Source organism: Gemmatimonadota bacterium, from assembly GCA_016720805.1.
Lineage (GTDB): Bacteria > Gemmatimonadota > Gemmatimonadetes > Gemmatimonadales > GWC2-71-9 > Palsa-1233.
In genome coordinates this window covers 53224-72015 of sequence record JADKJZ010000014.1, presented here as the reverse complement: position 1 = coordinate 72015, position 18792 = coordinate 53224, and the positions used below count along the sequence as shown (strand labels likewise).

The window sequence follows — 18792 nt, the reverse complement described above, 5'->3', positions numbered from 1 at the left end:
CGACGCCGCCTTCACCGACGTGCCCCGAGTCGCAGCCCGGCCATGATCACCATGTCGTTGCGCGTGGCGCGGGGGCCCTCCGCCTGGAGCGACCTGAAGCCGCTGATATAGTCGCGCACCTCGAGCCGCAGCTGCACGCGGCCCAGATCGAACTCGCCCCCCGCATTCACGAACGCGGCGACGTTGTGCGTGGCATCGACGTCGAGGGATCGATAGTTGTAGCTCCGCGCCCCGACACCGCTCCCACCGAACGGCATCACAGACACCGGCCCAAGGTCCAGCATCTTCCCGCGCAGTTCGGCGCCGATGTCATAGAGGAAGGCGTCGAGCTTGGCACCATCGGCGGTGGCGACGTCACGCGTACGCGCCCAACCGAGCGAGGCGGTGAACGCCACCGGGCCAGGGACGTAGGCGAGCTGCGCGACCGTCACGCCACCGCGCGCGATCGCCGCGCGCTGGGCACCGGTCGGCACCAGCGTCCCCGACGACACCAGGAACTGCCAGCGCGACGGCGAGGCCGCCTGCGCCGTGGCGGCTGCGGGAGCCAGCAGCAACAGCGCCAAGGCCGCGACCGTCGCTGGCATCGTGAGCCGCGCGACGACGCGCCGCACCAGCGGAGCCACGATGAAGACCGTCGGGAAGGCGATGGGCCAAGTCCGGAGGCAGCTGCGGCCCCACTGGGCGAGCAGGCCAGGGTGGACGCCCTGCGTGGTGAACAGCACATAGCCCGAGACGATCGCGACCATCACGGCCGAGAGGAGGGCGCTGAAGAGGACGGGGGCGAAGCGAGTGGGGATGCGCATTGTGTGCTCCTTCTGTGGAGTTGAGGTTGTGTTGATCACGACGCGAGGAGCGCGTGATCGAGCCAGCCCGCGAGGTAGAGTCCCAGGCCGTAGATGGCGTGGGTGAGAAGGCTTTGCAGTCGGGCCGCGTTCGGGCGCGGCGTCCGTGACGCGGCGATACCGGCGCCCATCGCCGGTTGCATGATCAGCAGCGGCGCCGCGGTGGTCCCGATGCCGACGAGCAGCGCCGGACCGAGGGTGGGCCGGTGCATCCAGGCCGCGCCCCAGATGGTGAGCAGCAGCGCTGCGAAGCTGACGCCGATCAGGTAGTGCGCGGTCCAGCCAATGAGGCGTTCCCCGCGTACGGGAGCCGACGTCGCGATTGTATCGTGCCTGAACCGCCCGGCGGCCATCCCGCCGACCCAGCGGCCGAGCAGCGCGTAGTCGAGGCGCGCGAAGCCGAAGAGGGGCTGTCGCACGGCGCCCCAGAGGTCCATCAGCAGCGTGGCGCCGACGCCGATCGGCAATGCATGGATGAGCAGGTCCATCGTTCCTCCCAGGTGACCTTGAACCCTTCGAGCAGACAGGTTACAACTTCAAGTCGACTTGAGGTCAAGGGGGGGGGGCAGATGGACATCGGGGACCTGGCGCGGCAGTCGGGCGCGGCGCCGTCGGCACTGCGGTTCTACGAGGAGAAGGGATTGATCCGCTCGAGCGGCCGGCACGGCCTGCGCCGCCAGTACGAGCCGGAGGTGCTCGACCAGGTGGCGCTGATCACGCTCGGGCGGTCAGCGGGGCTCACGCTCGACGAGATCGGGCAGATGTTGACGGTGGGAGGCCGTGCGAAGGTGGATCGCCAGCTGCTGGCGGCTCGTGCGGATGCGATCGACGACCAGATCCGGAACCTGACCACCATTCGCGAAGGACTGCTTCACGCGGCGGCGTGCCAGGCACCCGATCATCTGGCATGCCCGAAGTTCCGGCGATTGATGGGGCTCGCGGTGCGCAAGGCCGCGACGGCACCGAAGCGGCGCGCGCGGAGCCTCCCCCCTCGCCGCTCGGCGAGATAGCTTGCACGGACCTTACCCTCCCCTGGATGGGCTGATGGACTTCGACCTCGATCGCGCGTTCGAAATTCTCGAACGGACTCCTGCGACCTTCCGTGCCCTCCTCGGCGGGCTCAGCGACTCATGGATCCAACCGAACGAAGGCCCCGAGACCTTCAGCGCCCTCGACAATCTTGGCCACATGATCCACGCCGAACGGACCGACTGGATTCCGCGTGCCGAAGTGATCATGGCGCAGGGCGTCGACCTCCGCTTTCCGCCGTTTGACCGCTTTGGCCACGTGCAGGAACGACGCGACCATAGCCTCGCCGAGCTGCTCGACGAGTTTGCGCGGCTGCGCGACGCAAACCTTGAGACGTTGCGCGGCTGGAACCTCGGCCCCCGCGAACTTGCCCTCGAAGGAGAACATCCGGCGTTCGGTCGAGTCGCATTGCGGCAACTCCTTTCGGCATGGGTCGTCCACGATCTCGGCCACGTCGCGCAGACGTCGCGCGTGATCGCCAAGCAGTATCGCGAGGCGGTCGGGCCGTGGCGGGCGTTCCTGCCGGTGCTGGATCGGTAGCGGATCGATGCCGCGCCTGCAGTTGACGCTCTTCGTCCCCGACGAGGTGGCAAGCGTCCTCGAGCCGATCCGCCAGCGGCTCGACCCAGTGCAACACGGGCTTATCGGCACGCACGTCACGCTGTGCCGGGAGGATGAGCTGGCGAAGTCTCCGCTGGCCGTGCTGCGTGGCCTGGCGCAGCGGCCGACGGCGATCGCCCTGACCTTCGGCGCGCCGGTCGGCTTCGACTCGCACGGCATCTTGCTCCCGTGCATCGATGGCACGACGGAGTTCCACCGGCTCCGCGCCGCCGTCCTCGGTTCGACAGCGATCAGGCACCAGGCGGCCCACATCACGCTGGCGCATCCGCGCAATCCGCGGGCGCCAGGGAATACCACGCCACACGAGATCGCCCTCGCCACGCCGCTCCGCATCACGTTCGCCACGATCTCGCTGATCGAGCAGGTCGATGGCGGGCCGTGGGTGGTGCGGGAGGTGGTGGTACTAGAATCCGGCACCCAAGAACGTCATCCCGAGCAGAGCGAGGGATCTGCGTAATCCCGAATGGGCCGGGCGCTAGTGCATGCGCCACTACGCAGGTCCCTCGCTTTGCTCGGGATGACGGAGCCTGGCGCCCTCCCCCTTCCGCCCCCGATGTAGCTTCCAGCAACCCTCCCCACCGGACCGTCGATGCCAGCCCAGATCATCCTGCTCGTCGTCGGAGGGATTCTCTACTACCGGCTCGGCGACCATGAGTACGGGGCGGGGTTCGTCACGGCCGGGCTCTCCATCCTGCTCGGCATCATCACCTGGCTCGTCCTCGGGTGGGGCGGCTATGGCTATCTCGCGGGCCAGCTGCTGCTCTTCGGCGGACTGACCTGGTACAACATGAAGTACCGCCCCCCGGGGAAGCGGGGGTGAGGATCGTTGTTGCGGTCGCGCTCGCCGCGTTGATCGTTGGCTGCGCCAGGCCCGATGTGGTCGCGGCGCCCACGCTCATCGCCGACTCGACCATTTCGCTCGGTACCGAGTTCGAACTGGAAGACCTTGCGGCTGCCCCGGATGGAAGCTGGTGGCTCCTCGATATGCGGAATCGGGTGGCGGCACAGTTCGATCCGGACGGCACACCGCGCCGCCGCCTTGGGCGTGGTGGCGAGGGGCCGGGGGAATTCCGGGCTCCGGTCTCCATCACAGTCACCGGAAGTGGCGATGTGGTGGTTGCCGATATCGCATTGCGGCGGATCACGATCTTCTCCAGTGACTCTAGCGTCAGTCGGCCTCGCCAGTACTCGGCACCAGCCGGTGTGAGCGATATCATGAACCGGCTAGGATCCGACACGCTCATCATGTACGCGTCCGATTGGGCCGCACGTGATATCGGCCCTTCGCTCGTGCGGATGCTCCTCACCACTGGCGCTCAGTTGGACACCAGCTACGTCTGGCGAGCGGCCCCGAGTCTGGGGCCATCGGGCGATGATCTCGGCTGGTTTCACTCGACATCGCTGCTCGCTTCCGGAGCAGTCGTTGTTGCGAGTTCTCGTTCGGCATCCTTGGCGATCATCCAGCCTGGACAGCCGACCGTCACATGAAACGTTCCCCCGATTTCCCCGCCCCTCATCTGGACGAAGGCAGAGGCCACAGCGCGATACAACAAGATCAGCCTAGGCGCTCCGAAGGTTCTTTACGGCATCGACGTCGGACTCTCGGCGCATCTCGCCAGGACGGTAGGTACCCGGAAGCCCGAGTTTGTCACTCCGGGCATGGTCACCGTCGGCGGTGACGACCACCTCTGGTGCGTGCGCTTCGATAAGGCGGGGTTCCTGCTCAAGCGCTATGACCGGCAGGGGATCGAGAAGGGGTCGATGCGGCTCGCCGCCGAACCCACCCTCCTGCGACCTACCGCCGATGGGATCGTGATCGTGAGGGAGGATGAGGCGGGACGCGTGCTGGTGACGCGAGTTCGCGGTCCGAGGTGACGCCTGGGTGGCGCCCACGCGCCGCCGTTTCCGATGTAGCTTCAGAGGGTTGCCACCCCGCCTGCCCTGGAGATGCCGATGGACCTCCTGCCTTCGATCTCACTGCTCGACCTGCTCCAGTGGGTTTGCGTCGCCGTCCCGTTCGGCATCGTCGTGACCGCCTCGGAGAAACCGAGGGCCGATCGACGGGCCTTGCTCGTCCTGGCGGCAAGCGCCGGCGCCTGCATCGTGGTCGGCTGGCCGCTCGCGATGCTGATGGGCGTCGACACAATGCTGGGCTATGCCATCACCCTCTCGGTCGTCGCCTCGATCGCCGGGTACATGATGTCTCACGAACTCCGGCGGAACCCGGAACTCGATTCGCCAGCGACCACGGCGACGTCGGCGATGGTCACCTTTGCTGCCGCTGGGCTCTCCGCCTTCCTGATCGATGATGGGGCCGTCCGCCTCATTGTCCTTGCCGGGGCACTGTTCGGCACCGGACTGAGCGTGGGATATTTCCTGCGCGTTCGCCGCGGACTCAGGGCGCCATCATGACCACGTACGACTGGTTGCTGCTGATTCCAGGCCCGATGCTGTTCGTCCCCGGTCTCCGGGATTGGCGTCGCCTGAGCGGCGCGGCGGCGCGGCTCGCCCTCGCCAGGGCGCTCTTCGGGCTCGGCTTCCTGCTCACGACCACGAAGTTGCCGATGCTGCTCGGTGCCTCGGGATGGCGCATGGAGATTTCGATGATCGGCCTCGCAGTTGCCGTCACCGGGCTGGTGGTGCAGGGCCGGGCCATGGAATCATCTTACCGGAGCATTGCGGTGATGCTGGGCTCGATCGTCGCGATGGCCTGCGCCATGGCACTCGGACTCTTCCTCGTCACCTCGCTCGAGGTTACCGCCACGATTGGCATCGTCGCGGTAATGGCCGTTCCGATCGCGCTCGTCGGCGTCATCACCGTCTGGCTGCTCCGCGATGATCCGATGCTCGGCATGCCGCTCCGTTTTCGCCGCACCATCCAGGAGTCCTGAATGCAGGTCGACATCAACACCCACAACGGACGGACCCGGATGAACACCACCCGCGATGTCGCCAAGGCCGGCATCGGCATGGGCAGCGCGCTCGCGATCACCATTTCGTGGAGCCTGCACCAGTCGATCCTCTGGGCCGTCCTCCACGGCTTCTTCGGCTGGTTCTACGTGATCTACTTCGCGCTCACCCGATGATCCCGGCCGGCCTTGGGCCCATCGGCCCCGCCATCATCGCCGGGAAGCGGCGCAAGCTGATCGCGACCTTTCGCACGCACGGTGCCACCTCGCCAGCGACCGCCCGCACCCTCGAGGAGCTCGGCCTCGACCACGGCATGCTGCTCCGCATCCAGGAACATCGCCACGTGCTGCAGGACGCGGGCGGTGGACGATACTACCTCGATGAAGCACGCGAGGCCGCCGTGTCGAAGACACGACGGCTGGTGCTCGGGTTCGTGATGCTGCTGGCGATCGGCGCGGTACTGCTGAGTCAGGCCTATTGACGACCGTGGCACGGCCCCGCCACGCGATCACCGGCGGCGTCAGCCCTTGAGTTCGTCGTCCGCCGACTCCCAGAGTTCGTCCACGTCGCGCTGCGCCTCTTCCTTGGCCTGACCGTAGTGCTCCTGAACCTTGCCGACCAGAACGTCCTTCTTGCCGGCGATCACATCGAGCTCGTCATTGGTCAGCTTGCCCCAGCGCTGCTGTACCTTGCCACGCAACTGCTTCCAGTTGCCAGCGATGATGTCCTTGTTCATCATGTGCTCCATGTCAGAGATGTACATGGTAAACGAACGAGGGCGAACCACGCGCACAGGCGCATGATGCAACGCGTCCATCGTTGGAACAGGAAGCCAGATGGGCCGCCTTTCCGCGCATTCGGTGCCACGCGTCCGCGCGATCATCGACCCGACCACCTTGGCGCAGGACAGACCCATGGACATCCGCTTCACTGAGTCCGGCCACCGCGGCACCTTCACGGCACACGATGGCGATACCATCGCCGGCAAGCTCGTCACATCCCGGATGAACGCCTCGCACTTGATCATCGAGCACACCGAGGTCGCGCCGAGTCATGCCGGCACTGGCCTCGGCAAGGCGCTGGTTGCGGCGGCCGTGGAATGGGCACGCGCCAACCACCAGCGCTTCCTCCCGCTCTGCCCCTTCGCCAAGGCGATCTTCGACCGGACCCCCAGCTATAGCGATGTGCGCCAGGGGGGATAGCGCCCGGCCAAGAAGGTACGGGTGCAGCATGCTGCACCCCTTCGGACGCCGACCCCCCGTGTGCACGTTTCCCCCCCATACGCATCTCCCGGCACCTCAAACCGGGACAACCCGATGCGACCCATCATTCCGCAGCTCCTGTTTGCCCTCCTCCCGCTGGCGCCGCTGGCCGCCCAGGGGTGGATCGATGAACGCCCCGTGGGCCCAGGCCCCGTCCGCTCTTCTCCCGCCATCGAACGCGTCGGTTCCACGGTCCGCGTGACCATCGACGGCCGGATCGCCCGCTTCGAGGTTGAAGAGCGCTTCCGCAACACCGGCCGCGGCATCGCCGAAGGGACCTACCACTATCCGATGCCCGGTGAGGCGCTCTTCACCGACTTCTCCCTCTTTCAGGGCGAGAAGGAGCTGAAGGGGGAGATGATGCCCGCCGATCAGGCCCGCGGCATCTACGAGGGAATCGTCCGCCAGCTCAAGGATCCCGCGCTGATCACCCTCGTTGGTCACGGCCTGATCCGCGCGCAGGTCTTCCCGATCCAGCCCGGCGAGACCCGCACCGTGATCCTCCGCTACAACCAGCTCCTGGCCCGCGACGGCGATGCCCTGCACCTCCGCTATGCCGCCGGGCTGCGCGGCGACGCGCCGGTGGCGGTGCGCTTTGACGTGGCGCGCGAGGGCGAATACGCCACCCCGTACTCACCGACGCATCCGATCTCTCAGAGTCGCCGTGATGGTACGCTCCGCATCACCATCACGCCGCCGGTGCGCGGCGACGTCGACCTCGTACTGCCGTTCCGCCGCGGCCTCGTCGGTGGCACCGTGCTGTCTCACGCGATCCCAGGTGAAGATGGCTATGCCCTCCTCTTCCTCTCGCCGCCGCCAGCCAGTGACAACGCCGTCGTCGCCCGTGACTTGACCTTCGTGGTCGACGTCTCCGGCTCGATGAGTGGCGACAAGATGGAGCAGGCGCGCACCGCGCTGCGCCAGGCCCTCGGCACACTCACCGCGCGCGACCGCTTCCGACTGATTGCCTTCAGCAGCGGCGTCCGTCCCTTCCGTGACGGCTACGCCACGGCGACGCCCGCCAATCTCCGCCAGGCGCGCGAGTTCGTCGACGGCCTCAACGCCACCGGCGGGACGAACCTGCAGGGCGCCCTCGATGCGGCACTCGCCGAGCGTGCCGACGCGGAGCGGATGTCGCTGATCTTCTTCCTCACCGATGGCCTGCCATCAGTCGGCGAGAATGCCCCCGACAAGATTGCGGCGAGCGCCGCAGGACGGATCGGCCGGCACCGCATCTTCACCTTTGGTGTCGGGCACGACGTGAACACCTACTTGCTCGATCGGCTCGCCGTCGAGGGCCGCGGCTCGGCCACGTATGTCGCGCCGGGTGCGGATGTCGGTGATGCCGTCGGTGGCGTGATGAGCAAGCTGTCGCGCCCCGCCCTCTCCGACTTGCGCATTGTGAGTGCGCCGGTGCGCTTCCTCGACCAGGCACCGGCCGCCCTCCCCGATCTCTTCTACGGCGAGGAGTTGGTGGTCCTGACACGCTATCGCGGCGCCGGGGATGGACCGGTCGTGATCGAAGGGACGCGCGATGGTCGCCGGGAGCGCTTCAGCCTCGCTGGGCACTTTGATCGCCAGTCCTCGGACAACGACTATATCGCCCCGCTCTGGGCCGGGCGACGGATCGGTGAACTGAGCCGCCAGCTCCGCCTCGAAGGGTCGTCGCCCGAGTTGATCGGGCAGATCCGCGACCTCGGCCTCCGCTATGGCATCCTGACCGAGTACACCTCGTATCTGGTGCAGGAACCCGGCGTCGTGGCGATGGGTGGTGGTCGCCCCGTGCTTCCGGCAGCACCCGCTGGTGCGGCCGAGGCGCGGCGGATGACCGGCGAACGTGCCTTCGAGAGCGCCCGCAGCGATGCCGCGATGGCGAAGAGCAACACGCTCGCCGATGCACGCGATCAGGTCGCCACACGCCAGCTGATCGGGGCAGCGGTCGGCCGGACTGAGGCCGCCGCCACCCGTCGGCTCGCCGGACGTATCTTTGCCAAGCGGGGCAACGTCTGGACCGACGTGAACCACCAGGATTCGTTCAAGGTCACGACGATCGCCCCTTTCTCGCCCGCCTGGTTCGCGCTGGCCAAGGCGCGGCCGGCACTCGCCGAGGCACTCGGCCTCGACGCCCCGGTGATTGTCGCCGGTCGGCACACCTCGGTGAAGGTCGCCGAGGGTGGCCTGACCACGTGGAGCGCCGGTGCGCTCGACCGCTTCCTGACGGAGTTCGACGGCCGATGACCGGACCGGTGGGAGAGCTCTTCCGCGAATACCACGCTTCGCTCGTGCGCATGCTCACGCGGCGCACGGGCGACGTGGATCGCGCGGAGGAGATCGCGCAGGAGGTCTTTGCGCGCGCGGTGGCCGCCCCACCGCGCAACCCGCGGCCGTGGCTCTTCGCCGTGGCACTCAACCTGGTGCGCGAGGAAGGGCGGCGCGACGTCCGGCAACAGCGACGGCTCGTGCTCTACAAGGCGGAGCAGCCGGCGGCCTTCGAGGCGCCGGACGACGCCATGGAGCGCGGTGATCGGCAGGCGCTGGTGCGTGCGGCCCTCGACCAGCTCTCGGCGCGGGACCGCGACGCGCTGCTGCTCAAGGCCGAAGGATTCAGCTACGACGACATTGCGGCCACGCTGGGACTGGCCCGGGGAGCGGTCGGCACGACGCTCTCCCGCGCCCGCCAGAAGCTGGTCGAGGCCTACCGCGCCGGGGAGGGACGCCATGACATCGCATCTTGACGACGGCACGATCCACGAACTGCTCGACGGTGAGATTCCGTCGACGCAGTTGCCACCGCTGCAAGCGCATCTCGCATCGTGTGCGGAATGCCGCGCGCGGCTCACGGCTGCACGCGAGATGGTGGACTTCAGTGACCAGCTGGTCGAGCTGCTGGACGATCCACCGGTGGCTGCGCCTGTTGCCCAGGTCGTCACGCCACTGCGTGCCCCATCGCGTCCGTGGATCCGTCAGCTGGCGTGGGCGGCCTCGATTGCGGTGGCGGTCGGCGCCGGCTGGTACGCACGCGGTGATGTGCAGCAGGTGCTGCCCACAGTACGCGTCGATTCACCGATTGCCGACGCCATCGGCGCGGTGCCGCCTACCCTCATCACCGCACCGCCGGCCGCCCCGGAGCGCGTCGTGGCACCGGTGCCAGTCGTACGTGGCCGGCGGGAAGCGCCGGCGGCACCAATACAGGAACTCGCCGATCGTCGGAACGACGTGGCGGCGAAGTCGACCTCGGCGGAACAGCAGGTGGCGGTCGGCGCTGCCGCACCGGTGCCGGCCGCTGCACCCGTCGCAACAGCCCCACGCGCTGCAAGCGGGGGCGGGCTGGCGTTGGGCGCCGCGGAAGCACGCCGGGCCGCGGCGCCCGAACGTGGGAATCGGAGCGATCTCGCCGCGCGGGACCTCGTGGCAACGAAGCAGTTGATCGACATCGCGCGAGTGGACACGATCTCCTTCACCACGGCGAGCGAGGCGATGGGTGGCAAGCTTCGCCTGATCGACGGGCTGGTGCCGCTGCGCTTTGAGCAGGGCGGCGGCTCGGTGCGCGTGGTCTATCGGCTGGGGGAGGCCGAGGTGCGGTTGGTCCAATCGCTCGTGGCCGGGGACGTGCGGGTCTCGCTCAGCGGGCCGCCGGGCTTTCCGGCTGATTCGCTGACGGCGCTGCGGCGACGGGTGAGGGAGTAGCCGCTACTTCAGGGAGTCCTTGGCGATCGCGAGCGCGGAGGTCAGTGCGCCGAGCTCGGCGCCGGAGAGCGAGCGATAGAGCGTGTCGGGAACACCCGTGGCCGGGTCGATGATGATCAGGCCACGGGTCGTGCCGTTGAAGTAGAGATTGATGTTCAAGTCCCCGAGCGGATGCCGGCGTGGCCCCTGCGGCGTGCGCCGGATCACCGCGTCCTTGGTCAGCAGCAGCCCCTCGTTCCACGCGGAGTTGCCGGGGACGAAGGCGTAGCGCACCAGCTCGCCGGCCTGCAGCGAGCCGTCGGCCCGTGCCTCCTCGAGGAGTGCCGGCGGCACGCTCGAACCGACCGCGCTCAGGTCGGGGAGGACACCGCCGCTGAAGCCGCGAAAGAGCTGGACGATCACCCAGAAACCGAAGCCGAGCGCGATCGCGGCCGTGACACCGATGACCGCCATCAGGCGAATCCGCCGCCAGCGGCGCTTGCGCTTGACCACGGCAGGCGCAAGCAGCGCCTCCGGCGTCCGCGCCGCGGCGAGCTCCGCGGCAAACGCCTTCCCGTCAGGGCGTGCGGACGGCGCCTTGGCCATCGCGTGCTCAACCGCGGCGACGAGCGCGGTCGGCAGTTCAGGGCGCAGCGTGCCGAGGGCGGGCGGCGTCTCGAGGATCTGCTTGGCCAGGATCCCTGCGGTCGTGGTGGCCGTGAAGGGAAGCCGGCCTGCCAACATCTCGTAGAGCGCCACGCCGAGCGAATAGACATCGGCGCGACCGTCGACCTCCTCACCGAGCGCCTGCTCCGGCGAGAGGTATTGCGGGGTGCCAATCGCCATGCCCGGCGTGCGCTCGCTCTCCCGGCCGGTGACCAGGGAGATCCCGAAGTCGGTCACGATGGCGTGCCCATCGGCGTCGAGGAGGATGTTCTCCGGCTTGACGTCGCGGTGCACCACGCCGCGTGCGTGCGCCGCGGCGAGCGCTTGGGCAACCTCGTGCGCCACGCGGAGCGCCTCGCCCGGCTCGAGTCGCGGTTCAGCGGCCAGGCGATCGGCGAGGGAGCGCCCCGGCACCATCCGCATCGTCAGGCAAAGCAGGCCGTCGCGCACCTCGGCGGCATAGAGCGGGACGATGTGGGGGTGTTCGACGGTCGCGACCACGCGCGCCTCCTGGAGGAAGCGATCGCGGGCCTCGGTCGAAAGGCCGCCGACCGGGTCGAGCACCTTGATGGCGACGTCGCGCCCGAGCACCGGATCGTGTGCCCGGAAGACGGCGCCAAAGCCCCCAATGCCGAGGACCCCCAGCACCTCGAGCTCCCCCTGGAGCGAGGCGGTCAGTCGGGCCTGGAGCGTGGCGACATCGATCGTCATGCGGGCGGCTGGCGTGGCATGCCCCAATCTACTGATAGGGCCGCGGGGTGGGGGAGCGATCAGGAGCTGCGGCTGCCCCCCGCAGGCCGCGTCGGGCGCAGTTGAGGCTCCCCTCCCGCAATCTTCATCATTCCTTCATCTGTGCCAGCCAATCCTTCCCCGTGGAGGATTGGCTGTTTCACGCTCCAGCACAGGAAGGGTGACTATGCGTACAGTGCAGAAACTTCTCACGGCAGCGCTGATGCTGGTGAGTGCGACATCCCTCGCAGCGCAGAGCCGAACCGTCGCCGGTACGGTGCGCTCCCGCCCGGTCGTGATGGTCGGGGCCCCGGTTCAGGTGTCGGCTCCCATTGCGGGCGCGGTGGTCCACCTCAAGGACGAGACCATCTCCGTCCGGACCGACGCCAACGGCGCCTTCCGGATCGAGATGCCCGCCCTCTCGTCGGAGATTCTGGTGGTGTCCCACCCGGACTACGACGCGGCGGAGGTCACCGTCGCCGGGCAGACCACGATCGACGTCCTGCTGCTCTCCTCCATCCGCTACAACCAGTATGGTGTCGTCGTGGACCGGAAGCCGGTGGTCCCGGAGACCCGTGACGGCTTGATGGTCTTCGAGAGCAAGGACGGCGTCTACCGCTTCTGGTTCGACGTCCGACTCAACATCGACGGGGCGCTGATCACCGGCGACAAGCTCAACGAGAACGGCAGCGGCGCCGAGGTGCGGCGCGCCCGGATGGCGATGAAGGGTCAGTTCCGCGAGAACTGGTACGGCGAGCTCGACATGGACTTTGCCGACTCGCGCGCCGATCTGAAGGACGCCTACCTGATGTACATGCCGAATCGGAACTTCAACGTGAAGTGGGGCAACTTCAAGGAAGTCTTCTCGATGGAGCAGAACACCAGCAGTCGCTACCTGACGTTCATGGAGCGGCCGATGGTGACCCGCGCCCTGACCCCGGCCCGGACGCTCGGCACCCACGTGGTCTACAGTCGCGGCTGGCTGCTCGCCGCGGGTGGCGTGCACTTCCAGGATGTCGGCGGGTGGGAAGAAGTCCAGAATCGGAAGGACAACAACGCCGACTTCGGCGCCGATGAGGGCTACTCGCTGACTGGCAAGATCATCCTGATGCCGTTCGCTGGCGACAACACGAAGGGGCTGCATTTCGGCCTGGCGCAGTCGTATCGCACCGCCAAGCTCGATGATGACATCGGCACGATGCGCTTCGACGTCCGCGGGCCAGCCAACGTGAACCGGCGGAAGTACGTCGACACCGACCGCATCCAGAACGTGGACCATGCCGTGCATGCCAACTTCGAGGCGGCGGGTTACTACAAGGGGTGGAAGGTGGCCGGGGAGTACACCACGGCCGCGATCACCAGCAAGGTGGACTCGATCGCGGTGGCCGACCTGAAGGGGCATTACGTGGCGGCCAGTCGCCTGCTCTTCGGCGGAGGCTACCAGTACAACGCCAATGACGGCGAGTTCACGCAGCCCCGTCTCGGACGCGGCTGGGGCGACCTCGAACTGGCGGCACGCTACGAGTACATCAACCTGACCGACCTCGGCGCCTTCGTGCAGGGCGGCGGGTCGGAGGCGTGGACGTTGGGGATGAACTTCTATCCGAACAACAACGTGAAGTTCATGGTCAACTACTCGCTGGTGAACAACGACCGGTATGCCAACGGCCGTGGTCGCCTCAATGTCGGCACCACCGCGACCGGCGCCAAGACCCCGAATCCGCAGTTGATCGTCGAGAAGGATGGCAAGGCGGGTGAGGACTATCGGGTGCTCGCGTTTCGGGTGCAGGTCTCCTTCTGATGTCCGCCAGGATGCGGCATAACCACGAGGCAGTCATGACACGGACACGGACTTGGATGACGCTTACGGTCGCCCTGCTTGGCCTGGGGACCAGCGGCTGTCTGGACGACCTGGCACTCCCGCCACTCCCGCCGAAGGCATCGGAGATGGTGCACTACTGGCACTTCAACGCCCTGCCCACGGGGACGCTCACCGCGCCGATCCCGGCCGACGTGAGCAAGCTGACCGGCACCGACATCTCCTACCCCGGCACCGGTGCGGGCTACATGGATCAGGTCTCGCCGGGGTCAGACCTGAACGCGCAGCTCGCGCAGCCGGCAGGCCTCGGCCTCCGGCCGCGCAATCCGGCCAACACGCGCGAGCTGATCATCGTGGCCCCATCCACCGGCTACGAGAAGCTGGTGGTGAGCTACGCGGTGCAACGATCGAGTGCCGGCGCGGCGCAGGAGGAGTTCTACTACTCGGTGGATGGCGGGACGACCTGGGTCATCGTCGGCGCAGCGTTCGACGTGACCGAGGAGTGGATGGTGAAGACGATCAACCTCTCGGCGATCACCGCCGTGAACAACAAGGCCAACCTCCGCTTCCGGATCAAGTTTGTCGGGACCGGCGCGGACGGCGCATCGGGCAATCATCGCCTGGACAATCTCGTGATCGAAGGGACCCCGCCGAACTGACGGCCAGTCCCGGTTCCCCGCCCGACCCGGGCGGGGAACCACCGCCCTTCCCCAGCGATCGGGAGTGCCACCATGTCAGGGCAAGCACCACAGATCGGGGAGATCTCCGCCCCGCGCTTCGAGTTCCGCAGTTTCGGACAGGACTTCGACCTGGTCCATCACCGCCTCGGCCGCCTTTCGGTGCCGGTGCCGGAGAAGGTCTGGGAACGGCGCTCCGACGAGATATACATCGTGTCACGCGGCAACGACGTCAACAACACGAAGATCCGCGACGGCAAGATGGACATCAAGACGTTCGTGCAATCGGTGGGCGGCCTGGAGCAGTGGAATCCCCTCATGAAGGGAGAATTCCCGCTGCCGGCCGCCGTGCTGCGGACCGAGGTGTTTCCCGCCTTCCACGTCGCGGTGCCGACGCTGCCACACGGTCCCTGCGACTATGCCACGTTCCTCTCGCTGGTGCGGGCTCATCCCGATCTTGCCGCCGTGCGCGTCCGGAAGCAGCGCTTCGGCTACCTGGTGCATGACACCATTTGCGAGTATGCGGTGGTCTGGATCAACGGCGCGCGGGTCGTCTCGGTCGCGACGGAATCCACCGACATCGAGGCGTTGAAGCGGACGATCGTCGATACCCACATGACGGGACTCGAGAACATCAACTACCTCCAGGCCATCAAGCGGGTGATCGGGATGCTCCCGATGCCGCTGGCCAACGAATAGCCGGAGCGCCGCGCCATGGCACAAGAGATCGAACGGAAGTTCCTCGTCCGCGGCAGCTTCGAGGGACAGGCATCGCGACACACCCGGATCGTCCAGGGCTATCTCTCCTCGGTGCCGGAGCGGACCGTCCGCGTGCGCATCAAGGGAGATCAGGGCTTCCTCACCATCAAGGGGATCGGCAACAGCTCCGGGGCCTCGCGCTTCGAGTGGGAACGCGAGATCCCGACGGTCGAGGCCGACCAGCTCCTGGCACTCTGCGAGCCCGGGGTGATCGACAAGATCCGCTACCTGGTGCCGGCGGGCCAGCACACCTACGAGGTGGACGTCTTTCACGGCGACAATGACGGGTTGATCGTGGCCGAGATCGAACTCGGGGCCGAGGATGAGCCGTTCGAGCGGCCGGACTGGCTCGGCGCCGAAGTGACGGGGGATCCGCGCTACTACAACTCGGCATTGATGAAGCACCCCTACCGCCACTGGCCGAGCGCGTGATGCGGGGAGACGCGGCAGCACCCGAGCTCGCCGATCCGCTCGACATGCGGCAGTACCGCATCGAGACATTGCCGGTGCGGGCCAAGGGCCCGGTCGAGCGGCGGATGGCGCAGCTCGGGATCCCGCTCGCCCTGGTGCTGTTCGTCGTCTTCGGCTTTCTGGTGCAGCTTCCCTTCCTCCAGCACATCGACCCCGCCACGCTCACCTCGGAGCTGGCCCGGAAGGAGTTCGCCGCCGACGGCGGCGCCCTGTTCAGCCACAACCTGGGCCTCCTCTTCGCGATCTTCCTCGCCTCGATGGTGCTCTGGGGGACGGTCGCCCTCCCCAATTACCTCGTGTCGCTGATGCTGATCAGTGCACTGGTGCTGACCGGCGTGCTCACGGAGAAGGAGGCGTACGCGCAGCTCGGCCACCCGGTGATGTGGCTCAACATCATGTCGTTCGTGCTGGCCAGCATGCTGGTGGCCACCGGGCTCGCCAAGCGGATGGCGCTCTGGCTCATCCTCCGCTTCGGCCATAGCGCGAGTTCCGTCTTCCGCGTCTTCATCGTGCTCAACCTGCTGCTCTCGGCATTCGTCTCGGCCACCACGGCGAAGGCGGCGATCCTGCTGCCGCTCTTCATGGTGATCGCGGCGATCTATGGTGCGCGCCCCGGCGGGCCGCGGACGAACTTCGGCCGCAGCATCGTGTTGCAGAACCTCCTGTGCATCAACCTCGGCGCCGGCGCCTTCATGACCGGATCGGGGGCCAACCTGCTGGCGGCGGCGATCATCGGTGGCGCGCTTGGCAGCACGATCTATTTCGGCGACTGGATGATGGCGATGTTCCCGGTGATGGTCGGCCTGATGCTGGTGGGCTACCTCCTGGCGATGAAGGTCTTCTTCCCGCTGGCCCCGGAAGAACGGCTGCCGCAGATCCCGGGTGGGATGGCACGCCTGCAAAGCGAGTACACGGCCCTCGGACGGTTGACAGGGAAGGAGATTCGCGCCGCCCTGATCTTCGTGGTGATCCTGGCCCTCTGGGCCACCGACCGCGTGCATGGCGTGAGCCCGACCGCGGTGGCGTTCGTCGGCGCGATCGTCGCGCTGCTGCCGCGCTGGGGCATCGTGCAGTGGAACGAGGTCGACATCCCCTGGCACCTGATGCTCTTCTCGGCCGGGGCCTATGCCCTTGGCGCCGGCTTCGACGCCACGGACCTCCCGTCGATCGCGGTCAACGCCGGCTTCGATCACCTCGGCATCGGCAACCACACGCCGTTCTGGGTGCTCTACCTGCTGCTGACCGCCGTGATGCTCTTCAGCGCGCTGGTCTTCGAGTCGAAGACGATGCGGGCGATGATCTTCGTTCCCATCGCCATTGGCGTGGCCGGCCGATTCAGCTACTCGATCGTCTCGCTGGCGCTCCCGGTCGCCTTCCTGATCGAGCATGTCTACGTCCTGCCGTTCAACAGCAAGCCGGCCGCCCTGCTGTACGAGACCGATCGCTACTCCCTGTCCGACACCTTCCGCTTCGGCTTCACCATGATGGTGATCTCGTGGCTGGTCATCATTCTGGCCGGGGAAAGCTGGTTCCGCCTGCTGGGGATCACCCCGAACGGCGTGTTCGGGCTGTTCTAGCATGCGACTCACCCCCGGCCCCCCGAGGAGTACCCTGCGATGACGATCCTCTTCCGCCAGAGCCGTGAGCTCGAAGCCGAGATCGATGAGTACCTCGACCTGATCCTCCAGGGCGGCCTGCTCTTTCGCCGGGGCGTGAAGTGCTTCCTCGACCACCGGCTCGAGGAGTTCGAGCAGCGGCTGGAAGAGCTCCGCGGCATCGAGCGGCGCGGTGACACGCTGCGACGCGGCATCGAAAGCAAGCTGTATCTCCACACCTTGATCCCCGAATCGCGGGGGGATGTGCTCGGCCTGCTCGAGAGCGCCGATGAGGTATTGAACGTGGTCACCTCCACGCTCCTGCGCTTCTCGATCGAGCTCCCTGCCCTGCTCGACGACCTGAACCCGCTCTTCCTCGACCTGGCCGACAATGCAATCGCGGCGGTGGATGCGATGGTGGGTGGCTGCCGTGCCTATTTCCGGAATCTCTCCGCCGTGCGCGACCACATTGCCCGGACCCAGGGGCTGCGGGAGGAAGTGAATCGCCTGGCAGAGACCTATGTCAGGGCGGCATTCCAGCGCGACCTGCGACTGAGCCACAAGAATCAGCTGCGGTACTTCGTGGCGCACACCGAGCAGATCGCCGAGGACGCCGACGACGTCTGCGACCGCCTCGCGATCGCCGCGATCAAGCGGTACGTGTGACCCGATGATCTGGTTCTTCCTGCTGAGCGGTCTCTTCCTGGGCTGGTCGCTCGGTGCCAACGACGCCGCGAACATCTTCGGGACCGCGGTCGGCACCCGGATGATCCGTTTCAGGACGGCGGCGATCATTGCGAGCGTCTTCGTGACCATCGGTGCGGTGTATGGCGGGGCCGGGGTCACCGACACGGTCGGTGCCCTTGGCGCGGTGAACGCCCTCGCCGGATCCTTCACGGTGGCGCTCACGGCGGGGCTGACCGTCTCGTGGATGAGCCGAACCGGTCTGCCGGTCTCCACGTCGCAGGCCACCATTGGCGCGATCATCGGCTGGAACTTCTTCACCGGCTCGCCAACCGACCATGGCACGCTGGTCCAGATCGTCAGCGCGTGGGTGGTCTCCCCCGTGCTCGCCGGCGCCTTTGCGGTCGTGCTCTACCTCGGCGCGCGGCGGTGGTTGCGGCACAGTCGGATTCACCTGGTCTCCCTCGATGCCTATACCCGCGCGGGTCTGGTGCTCGTCGGAGCTGCCGGTGCCTACACGCTGGGCGCGAACAACATCGCCAACGTGATGGGCGTCTTCGTCCCCGCGTCGCCGTTCGGGGAGCTGTGGCTCGGCAATTCCATCAAGATCACCGGCACGCAGCAGCTCTTTCTGCTCGGGGCGGTGGCGATCTCGGTCGGCATCTTCACCGACTCGTATCGGGTGATGAGCACCGTCGGGAGCCAGATCTTCAAGCTGACCCCGATCATGGCGCTCATCGTGGTGCTCGCGCACACCCTGGCGCTCTTTGTCTTCTCCTCCGAGGGACTGCAACACGCCATCCGCTCGATCGGCCTCCCCGCACCGCCGCTGGTGCCGGTCTCGAGCACGCAGGCCATCATCGGCGCCATCATGGGGATTGCGCTGGTGAAGGGGGGAAAGGGGTTGCAGTACGGCACGCTCGGGCGCGTGGTAGTGGGCTGGGTGCTCACGCCGATCATCGCCTGCGGGATGAGCTTCGTCCTGTTGTTCGTGGTACAGAACGTCTTCGAGCAGGTGGTGGTCACCAGACCGTAGCCCTCGTGGGCGTCGGACTCGCCGGA

25 protein-coding genes are annotated in these 18792 nt (G+C 67.3%); 21 read left to right on the top strand and 4 right to left on the bottom strand.

Annotation, left to right across the window (positions count from 1 at the left end; genetic code table 11):
* Nucleotides 1-11 precede the first annotated feature (11 nt).
* Nucleotides 12-803 (bottom strand): DUF2798 domain-containing protein, encoded by a 792-nt coding sequence (locus IPP98_10525; GenBank protein ID MBL0179543.1) that lies wholly within the window; start codon nt 801-803, stop codon nt 12-14.
* A 35-nt stretch (nt 804-838) separates the two neighbouring features.
* Nucleotides 839-1330, bottom strand: coding sequence for a DUF2938 domain-containing protein (locus tag IPP98_10520; protein MBL0179542.1), 492 nt, complete (start codon nt 1328-1330; stop codon nt 839-841).
* An 81-nt stretch (nt 1331-1411) separates the two neighbouring features.
* Here IPP98_10520 and IPP98_10515 point away from each other — a divergent pair, with 81 nt between their 5' ends.
* The 10 genes from IPP98_10515 to IPP98_10470 all read left to right on the top strand — a co-directional run bounded on the left by IPP98_10515 (nt 1412) and on the right by IPP98_10470 (nt 5883).
* Nucleotides 1412-1852, top strand: a complete 441-nt coding sequence (locus tag IPP98_10515; protein MBL0179541.1) for a helix-turn-helix domain-containing protein — start codon at nt 1412-1414, stop codon at nt 1850-1852.
* A gap of 34 nt (nt 1853-1886) precedes the next feature.
* Nucleotides 1887-2411, top strand: coding sequence for a DinB family protein (locus tag IPP98_10510; GenBank protein ID MBL0179540.1), 525 nt, complete (start codon nt 1887-1889; stop codon nt 2409-2411).
* Nucleotides 2412-2418: 7 nt separating this feature from the next.
* Entirely contained in the window at nt 2419-2949 is a 531-nt protein-coding gene (locus tag IPP98_10505; protein ID MBL0179539.1) for a 2'-5' RNA ligase family protein, read from the top strand.
* A gap of 132 nt (nt 2950-3081) precedes the next feature.
* Nucleotides 3082-3312 (top strand): hypothetical protein, encoded by a 231-nt coding sequence (locus IPP98_10500; protein MBL0179538.1) that lies wholly within the window; start codon nt 3082-3084, stop codon nt 3310-3312.
* Nucleotides 3309-3980: a hypothetical protein gene (locus IPP98_10495; GenBank protein MBL0179537.1), complete on the top strand. Its 672-nt coding sequence runs from the start codon at nt 3309-3311 to the stop codon at nt 3978-3980. Before IPP98_10500 ends, IPP98_10495 begins: the two co-directional genes overlap by 4 nt.
* Nucleotides 3981-4151: 171 nt before the next feature.
* Nucleotides 4152-4367 (top strand): hypothetical protein, encoded by a 216-nt coding sequence (locus tag IPP98_10490; protein MBL0179536.1) that lies wholly within the window; start codon nt 4152-4154, stop codon nt 4365-4367.
* Between the two features lie 78 nt (nt 4368-4445).
* Nucleotides 4446-4904, top strand: coding sequence for a hypothetical protein (locus tag IPP98_10485; GenBank protein ID MBL0179535.1), 459 nt, complete (start codon nt 4446-4448; stop codon nt 4902-4904).
* Nucleotides 4901-5383, top strand: a complete 483-nt coding sequence (locus IPP98_10480; GenBank protein MBL0179534.1) for a hypothetical protein — start codon at nt 4901-4903, stop codon at nt 5381-5383. Before IPP98_10485 ends, IPP98_10480 begins: the two co-directional genes overlap by 4 nt.
* The gene (locus IPP98_10475) at nt 5384-5578 is read left to right on the top strand and encodes a hypothetical protein (protein ID MBL0179533.1); all 195 of its coding nucleotides are present in this window, start codon (nt 5384-5386) and stop codon (nt 5576-5578) included.
* Nucleotides 5575-5883 (top strand): hypothetical protein, encoded by a 309-nt coding sequence (locus IPP98_10470; GenBank protein ID MBL0179532.1) that lies wholly within the window; start codon nt 5575-5577, stop codon nt 5881-5883. The genes IPP98_10475 and IPP98_10470 overlap by 4 nt, the downstream gene beginning before the upstream one ends.
* Nucleotides 5884-5922: 39 nt before the next feature.
* On the opposite strand, the gene IPP98_10465 is transcribed toward IPP98_10470, so the two are convergent.
* Nucleotides 5923-6138, bottom strand: a complete 216-nt coding sequence (locus tag IPP98_10465) for a CsbD family protein (GenBank protein ID MBL0179531.1) — start codon at nt 6136-6138, stop codon at nt 5923-5925.
* Between the two features lie 100 nt (nt 6139-6238).
* Here IPP98_10465 and IPP98_10460 point away from each other — a divergent pair, with 100 nt between their 5' ends.
* The 4 genes from IPP98_10460 (at nt 6239) to IPP98_10445 (ending at nt 10351) form a co-directional block, all read left to right on the top strand.
* Complete coding sequence (locus IPP98_10460; GenBank protein MBL0179530.1) at nt 6239-6604, top strand: N-acetyltransferase; 366 nt, start codon at nt 6239-6241, stop codon at nt 6602-6604.
* A 114-nt stretch (nt 6605-6718) separates the two neighbouring features.
* Nucleotides 6719-8902, top strand: coding sequence for a VWA domain-containing protein (locus tag IPP98_10455; GenBank protein MBL0179529.1), 2184 nt, complete (start codon nt 6719-6721; stop codon nt 8900-8902).
* On the top strand, nt 8899-9399 hold the full coding sequence (locus tag IPP98_10450; protein MBL0179528.1) for a sigma-70 family RNA polymerase sigma factor: 501 nt from the start codon (nt 8899-8901) through the stop codon (nt 9397-9399). Before IPP98_10455 ends, IPP98_10450 begins: the two co-directional genes overlap by 4 nt.
* Entirely contained in the window at nt 9383-10351 is a 969-nt protein-coding gene (locus tag IPP98_10445; protein MBL0179527.1) for a hypothetical protein, read from the top strand. The genes IPP98_10450 and IPP98_10445 overlap by 17 nt, the downstream gene beginning before the upstream one ends.
* 3 nt (nt 10352-10354) lie before the next feature.
* On the opposite strand, the gene IPP98_10440 is transcribed toward IPP98_10445, so the two are convergent.
* The gene (locus IPP98_10440; protein MBL0179526.1) at nt 10355-11707 is read right to left on the bottom strand and encodes a serine/threonine protein kinase; all 1353 of its coding nucleotides are present in this window, start codon (nt 11705-11707) and stop codon (nt 10355-10357) included.
* A gap of 214 nt (nt 11708-11921) precedes the next feature.
* Here IPP98_10440 and IPP98_10435 point away from each other — a divergent pair, with 214 nt between their 5' ends.
* From IPP98_10435 to IPP98_10405, 7 genes are all read left to right on the top strand, one after another.
* Nucleotides 11922-13526: a porin gene (locus IPP98_10435; protein ID MBL0179525.1), complete on the top strand. Its 1605-nt coding sequence runs from the start codon at nt 11922-11924 to the stop codon at nt 13524-13526.
* A gap of 56 nt (nt 13527-13582) precedes the next feature.
* Nucleotides 13583-14203 (top strand): hypothetical protein, encoded by a 621-nt coding sequence (locus IPP98_10430; protein MBL0179524.1) that lies wholly within the window; start codon nt 13583-13585, stop codon nt 14201-14203.
* Between the two features lie 72 nt (nt 14204-14275).
* A complete protein-coding gene (locus IPP98_10425) occupies nt 14276-14920 on the top strand; it encodes a hypothetical protein (protein MBL0179523.1) in 645 nt (214 codons plus the stop codon).
* A gap of 15 nt (nt 14921-14935) precedes the next feature.
* A complete protein-coding gene (locus tag IPP98_10420) occupies nt 14936-15412 on the top strand; it encodes a CYTH domain-containing protein (GenBank protein ID MBL0179522.1) in 477 nt (158 codons plus the stop codon).
* Nucleotides 15412-17028 (top strand): anion permease, encoded by a 1617-nt coding sequence (locus tag IPP98_10415; GenBank protein ID MBL0179521.1) that lies wholly within the window; start codon nt 15412-15414, stop codon nt 17026-17028. Before IPP98_10420 ends, IPP98_10415 begins: the two co-directional genes overlap by 1 nt.
* Nucleotides 17029-17067: 39 nt before the next feature.
* Nucleotides 17068-17712, top strand: a complete 645-nt coding sequence (locus IPP98_10410; protein ID MBL0179520.1) for a DUF47 family protein — start codon at nt 17068-17070, stop codon at nt 17710-17712.
* 4 nt (nt 17713-17716) lie between these two features.
* A complete protein-coding gene (locus IPP98_10405; protein MBL0179519.1) occupies nt 17717-18766 on the top strand; it encodes an inorganic phosphate transporter in 1050 nt (349 codons plus the stop codon).
* The last annotated feature ends 26 nt before the right edge of the window (nt 18767-18792 follow it).

Excerpts from the sequence above, each read along its gene's own strand:
- IPP98_10470 (MBL0179532.1), top strand. The coding sequence starts at position 5,575 with ATGATCCCGGCCGGCCTTGGGCCCATCGGCCCCGCCATCATCGCCGGG.
- IPP98_10480 (MBL0179534.1), top strand. The coding sequence starts at position 4,901 with ATGACCACGTACGACTGGTTGCTGCTGATTCCAGGCCCGATGCTGTTC.
- IPP98_10490 (MBL0179536.1), top strand. The coding sequence starts at position 4,152 with ATGGTCACCGTCGGCGGTGACGACCACCTCTGGTGCGTGCGCTTCGAT.
- IPP98_10465 (MBL0179531.1), bottom strand. The coding sequence starts at position 6,138 with ATGAACAAGGACATCATCGCTGGCAACTGGAAGCAGTTGCGTGGCAAG.
- IPP98_10445 (MBL0179527.1), top strand. The coding sequence starts at position 9,383 with ATGACATCGCATCTTGACGACGGCACGATCCACGAACTGCTCGACGGT.
- IPP98_10420 (MBL0179522.1), top strand. The coding sequence starts at position 14,936 with ATGGCACAAGAGATCGAACGGAAGTTCCTCGTCCGCGGCAGCTTCGAG.
- IPP98_10500 (MBL0179538.1), top strand. The coding sequence starts at position 3,082 with ATGCCAGCCCAGATCATCCTGCTCGTCGTCGGAGGGATTCTCTACTAC.
- IPP98_10415 (MBL0179521.1), top strand. The coding sequence starts at position 15,412 with ATGCGGGGAGACGCGGCAGCACCCGAGCTCGCCGATCCGCTCGACATG.
- IPP98_10485 (MBL0179535.1), top strand. The coding sequence starts at position 4,446 with ATGGACCTCCTGCCTTCGATCTCACTGCTCGACCTGCTCCAGTGGGTT.
- IPP98_10515 (MBL0179541.1), top strand. The coding sequence starts at position 1,412 with ATGGACATCGGGGACCTGGCGCGGCAGTCGGGCGCGGCGCCGTCGGCA.
- IPP98_10505 (MBL0179539.1), top strand. The coding sequence starts at position 2,419 with ATGCCGCGCCTGCAGTTGACGCTCTTCGTCCCCGACGAGGTGGCAAGC.
- IPP98_10460 (MBL0179530.1), top strand. The coding sequence starts at position 6,239 with ATGGGCCGCCTTTCCGCGCATTCGGTGCCACGCGTCCGCGCGATCATC.
- IPP98_10455 (MBL0179529.1), top strand. The coding sequence starts at position 6,719 with ATGCGACCCATCATTCCGCAGCTCCTGTTTGCCCTCCTCCCGCTGGCG.
- IPP98_10440 (MBL0179526.1), bottom strand. The coding sequence starts at position 11,707 with ATGACGATCGATGTCGCCACGCTCCAGGCCCGACTGACCGCCTCGCTC.
- IPP98_10510 (MBL0179540.1), top strand. The coding sequence starts at position 1,887 with ATGGACTTCGACCTCGATCGCGCGTTCGAAATTCTCGAACGGACTCCT.
- IPP98_10410 (MBL0179520.1), top strand. The coding sequence starts at position 17,068 with ATGACGATCCTCTTCCGCCAGAGCCGTGAGCTCGAAGCCGAGATCGAT.
- IPP98_10525 (MBL0179543.1), bottom strand. The coding sequence starts at position 803 with ATGCGCATCCCCACTCGCTTCGCCCCCGTCCTCTTCAGCGCCCTCCTC.
- IPP98_10405 (MBL0179519.1), top strand. The coding sequence starts at position 17,717 with ATGATCTGGTTCTTCCTGCTGAGCGGTCTCTTCCTGGGCTGGTCGCTC.
- IPP98_10430 (MBL0179524.1), top strand. The coding sequence starts at position 13,583 with ATGACGCTTACGGTCGCCCTGCTTGGCCTGGGGACCAGCGGCTGTCTG.
- IPP98_10425 (MBL0179523.1), top strand. The coding sequence starts at position 14,276 with ATGTCAGGGCAAGCACCACAGATCGGGGAGATCTCCGCCCCGCGCTTC.
- IPP98_10450 (MBL0179528.1), top strand. The coding sequence starts at position 8,899 with ATGACCGGACCGGTGGGAGAGCTCTTCCGCGAATACCACGCTTCGCTC.
- IPP98_10520 (MBL0179542.1), bottom strand. The coding sequence starts at position 1,330 with ATGGACCTGCTCATCCATGCATTGCCGATCGGCGTCGGCGCCACGCTG.
- IPP98_10475 (MBL0179533.1), top strand. The coding sequence starts at position 5,384 with ATGCAGGTCGACATCAACACCCACAACGGACGGACCCGGATGAACACC.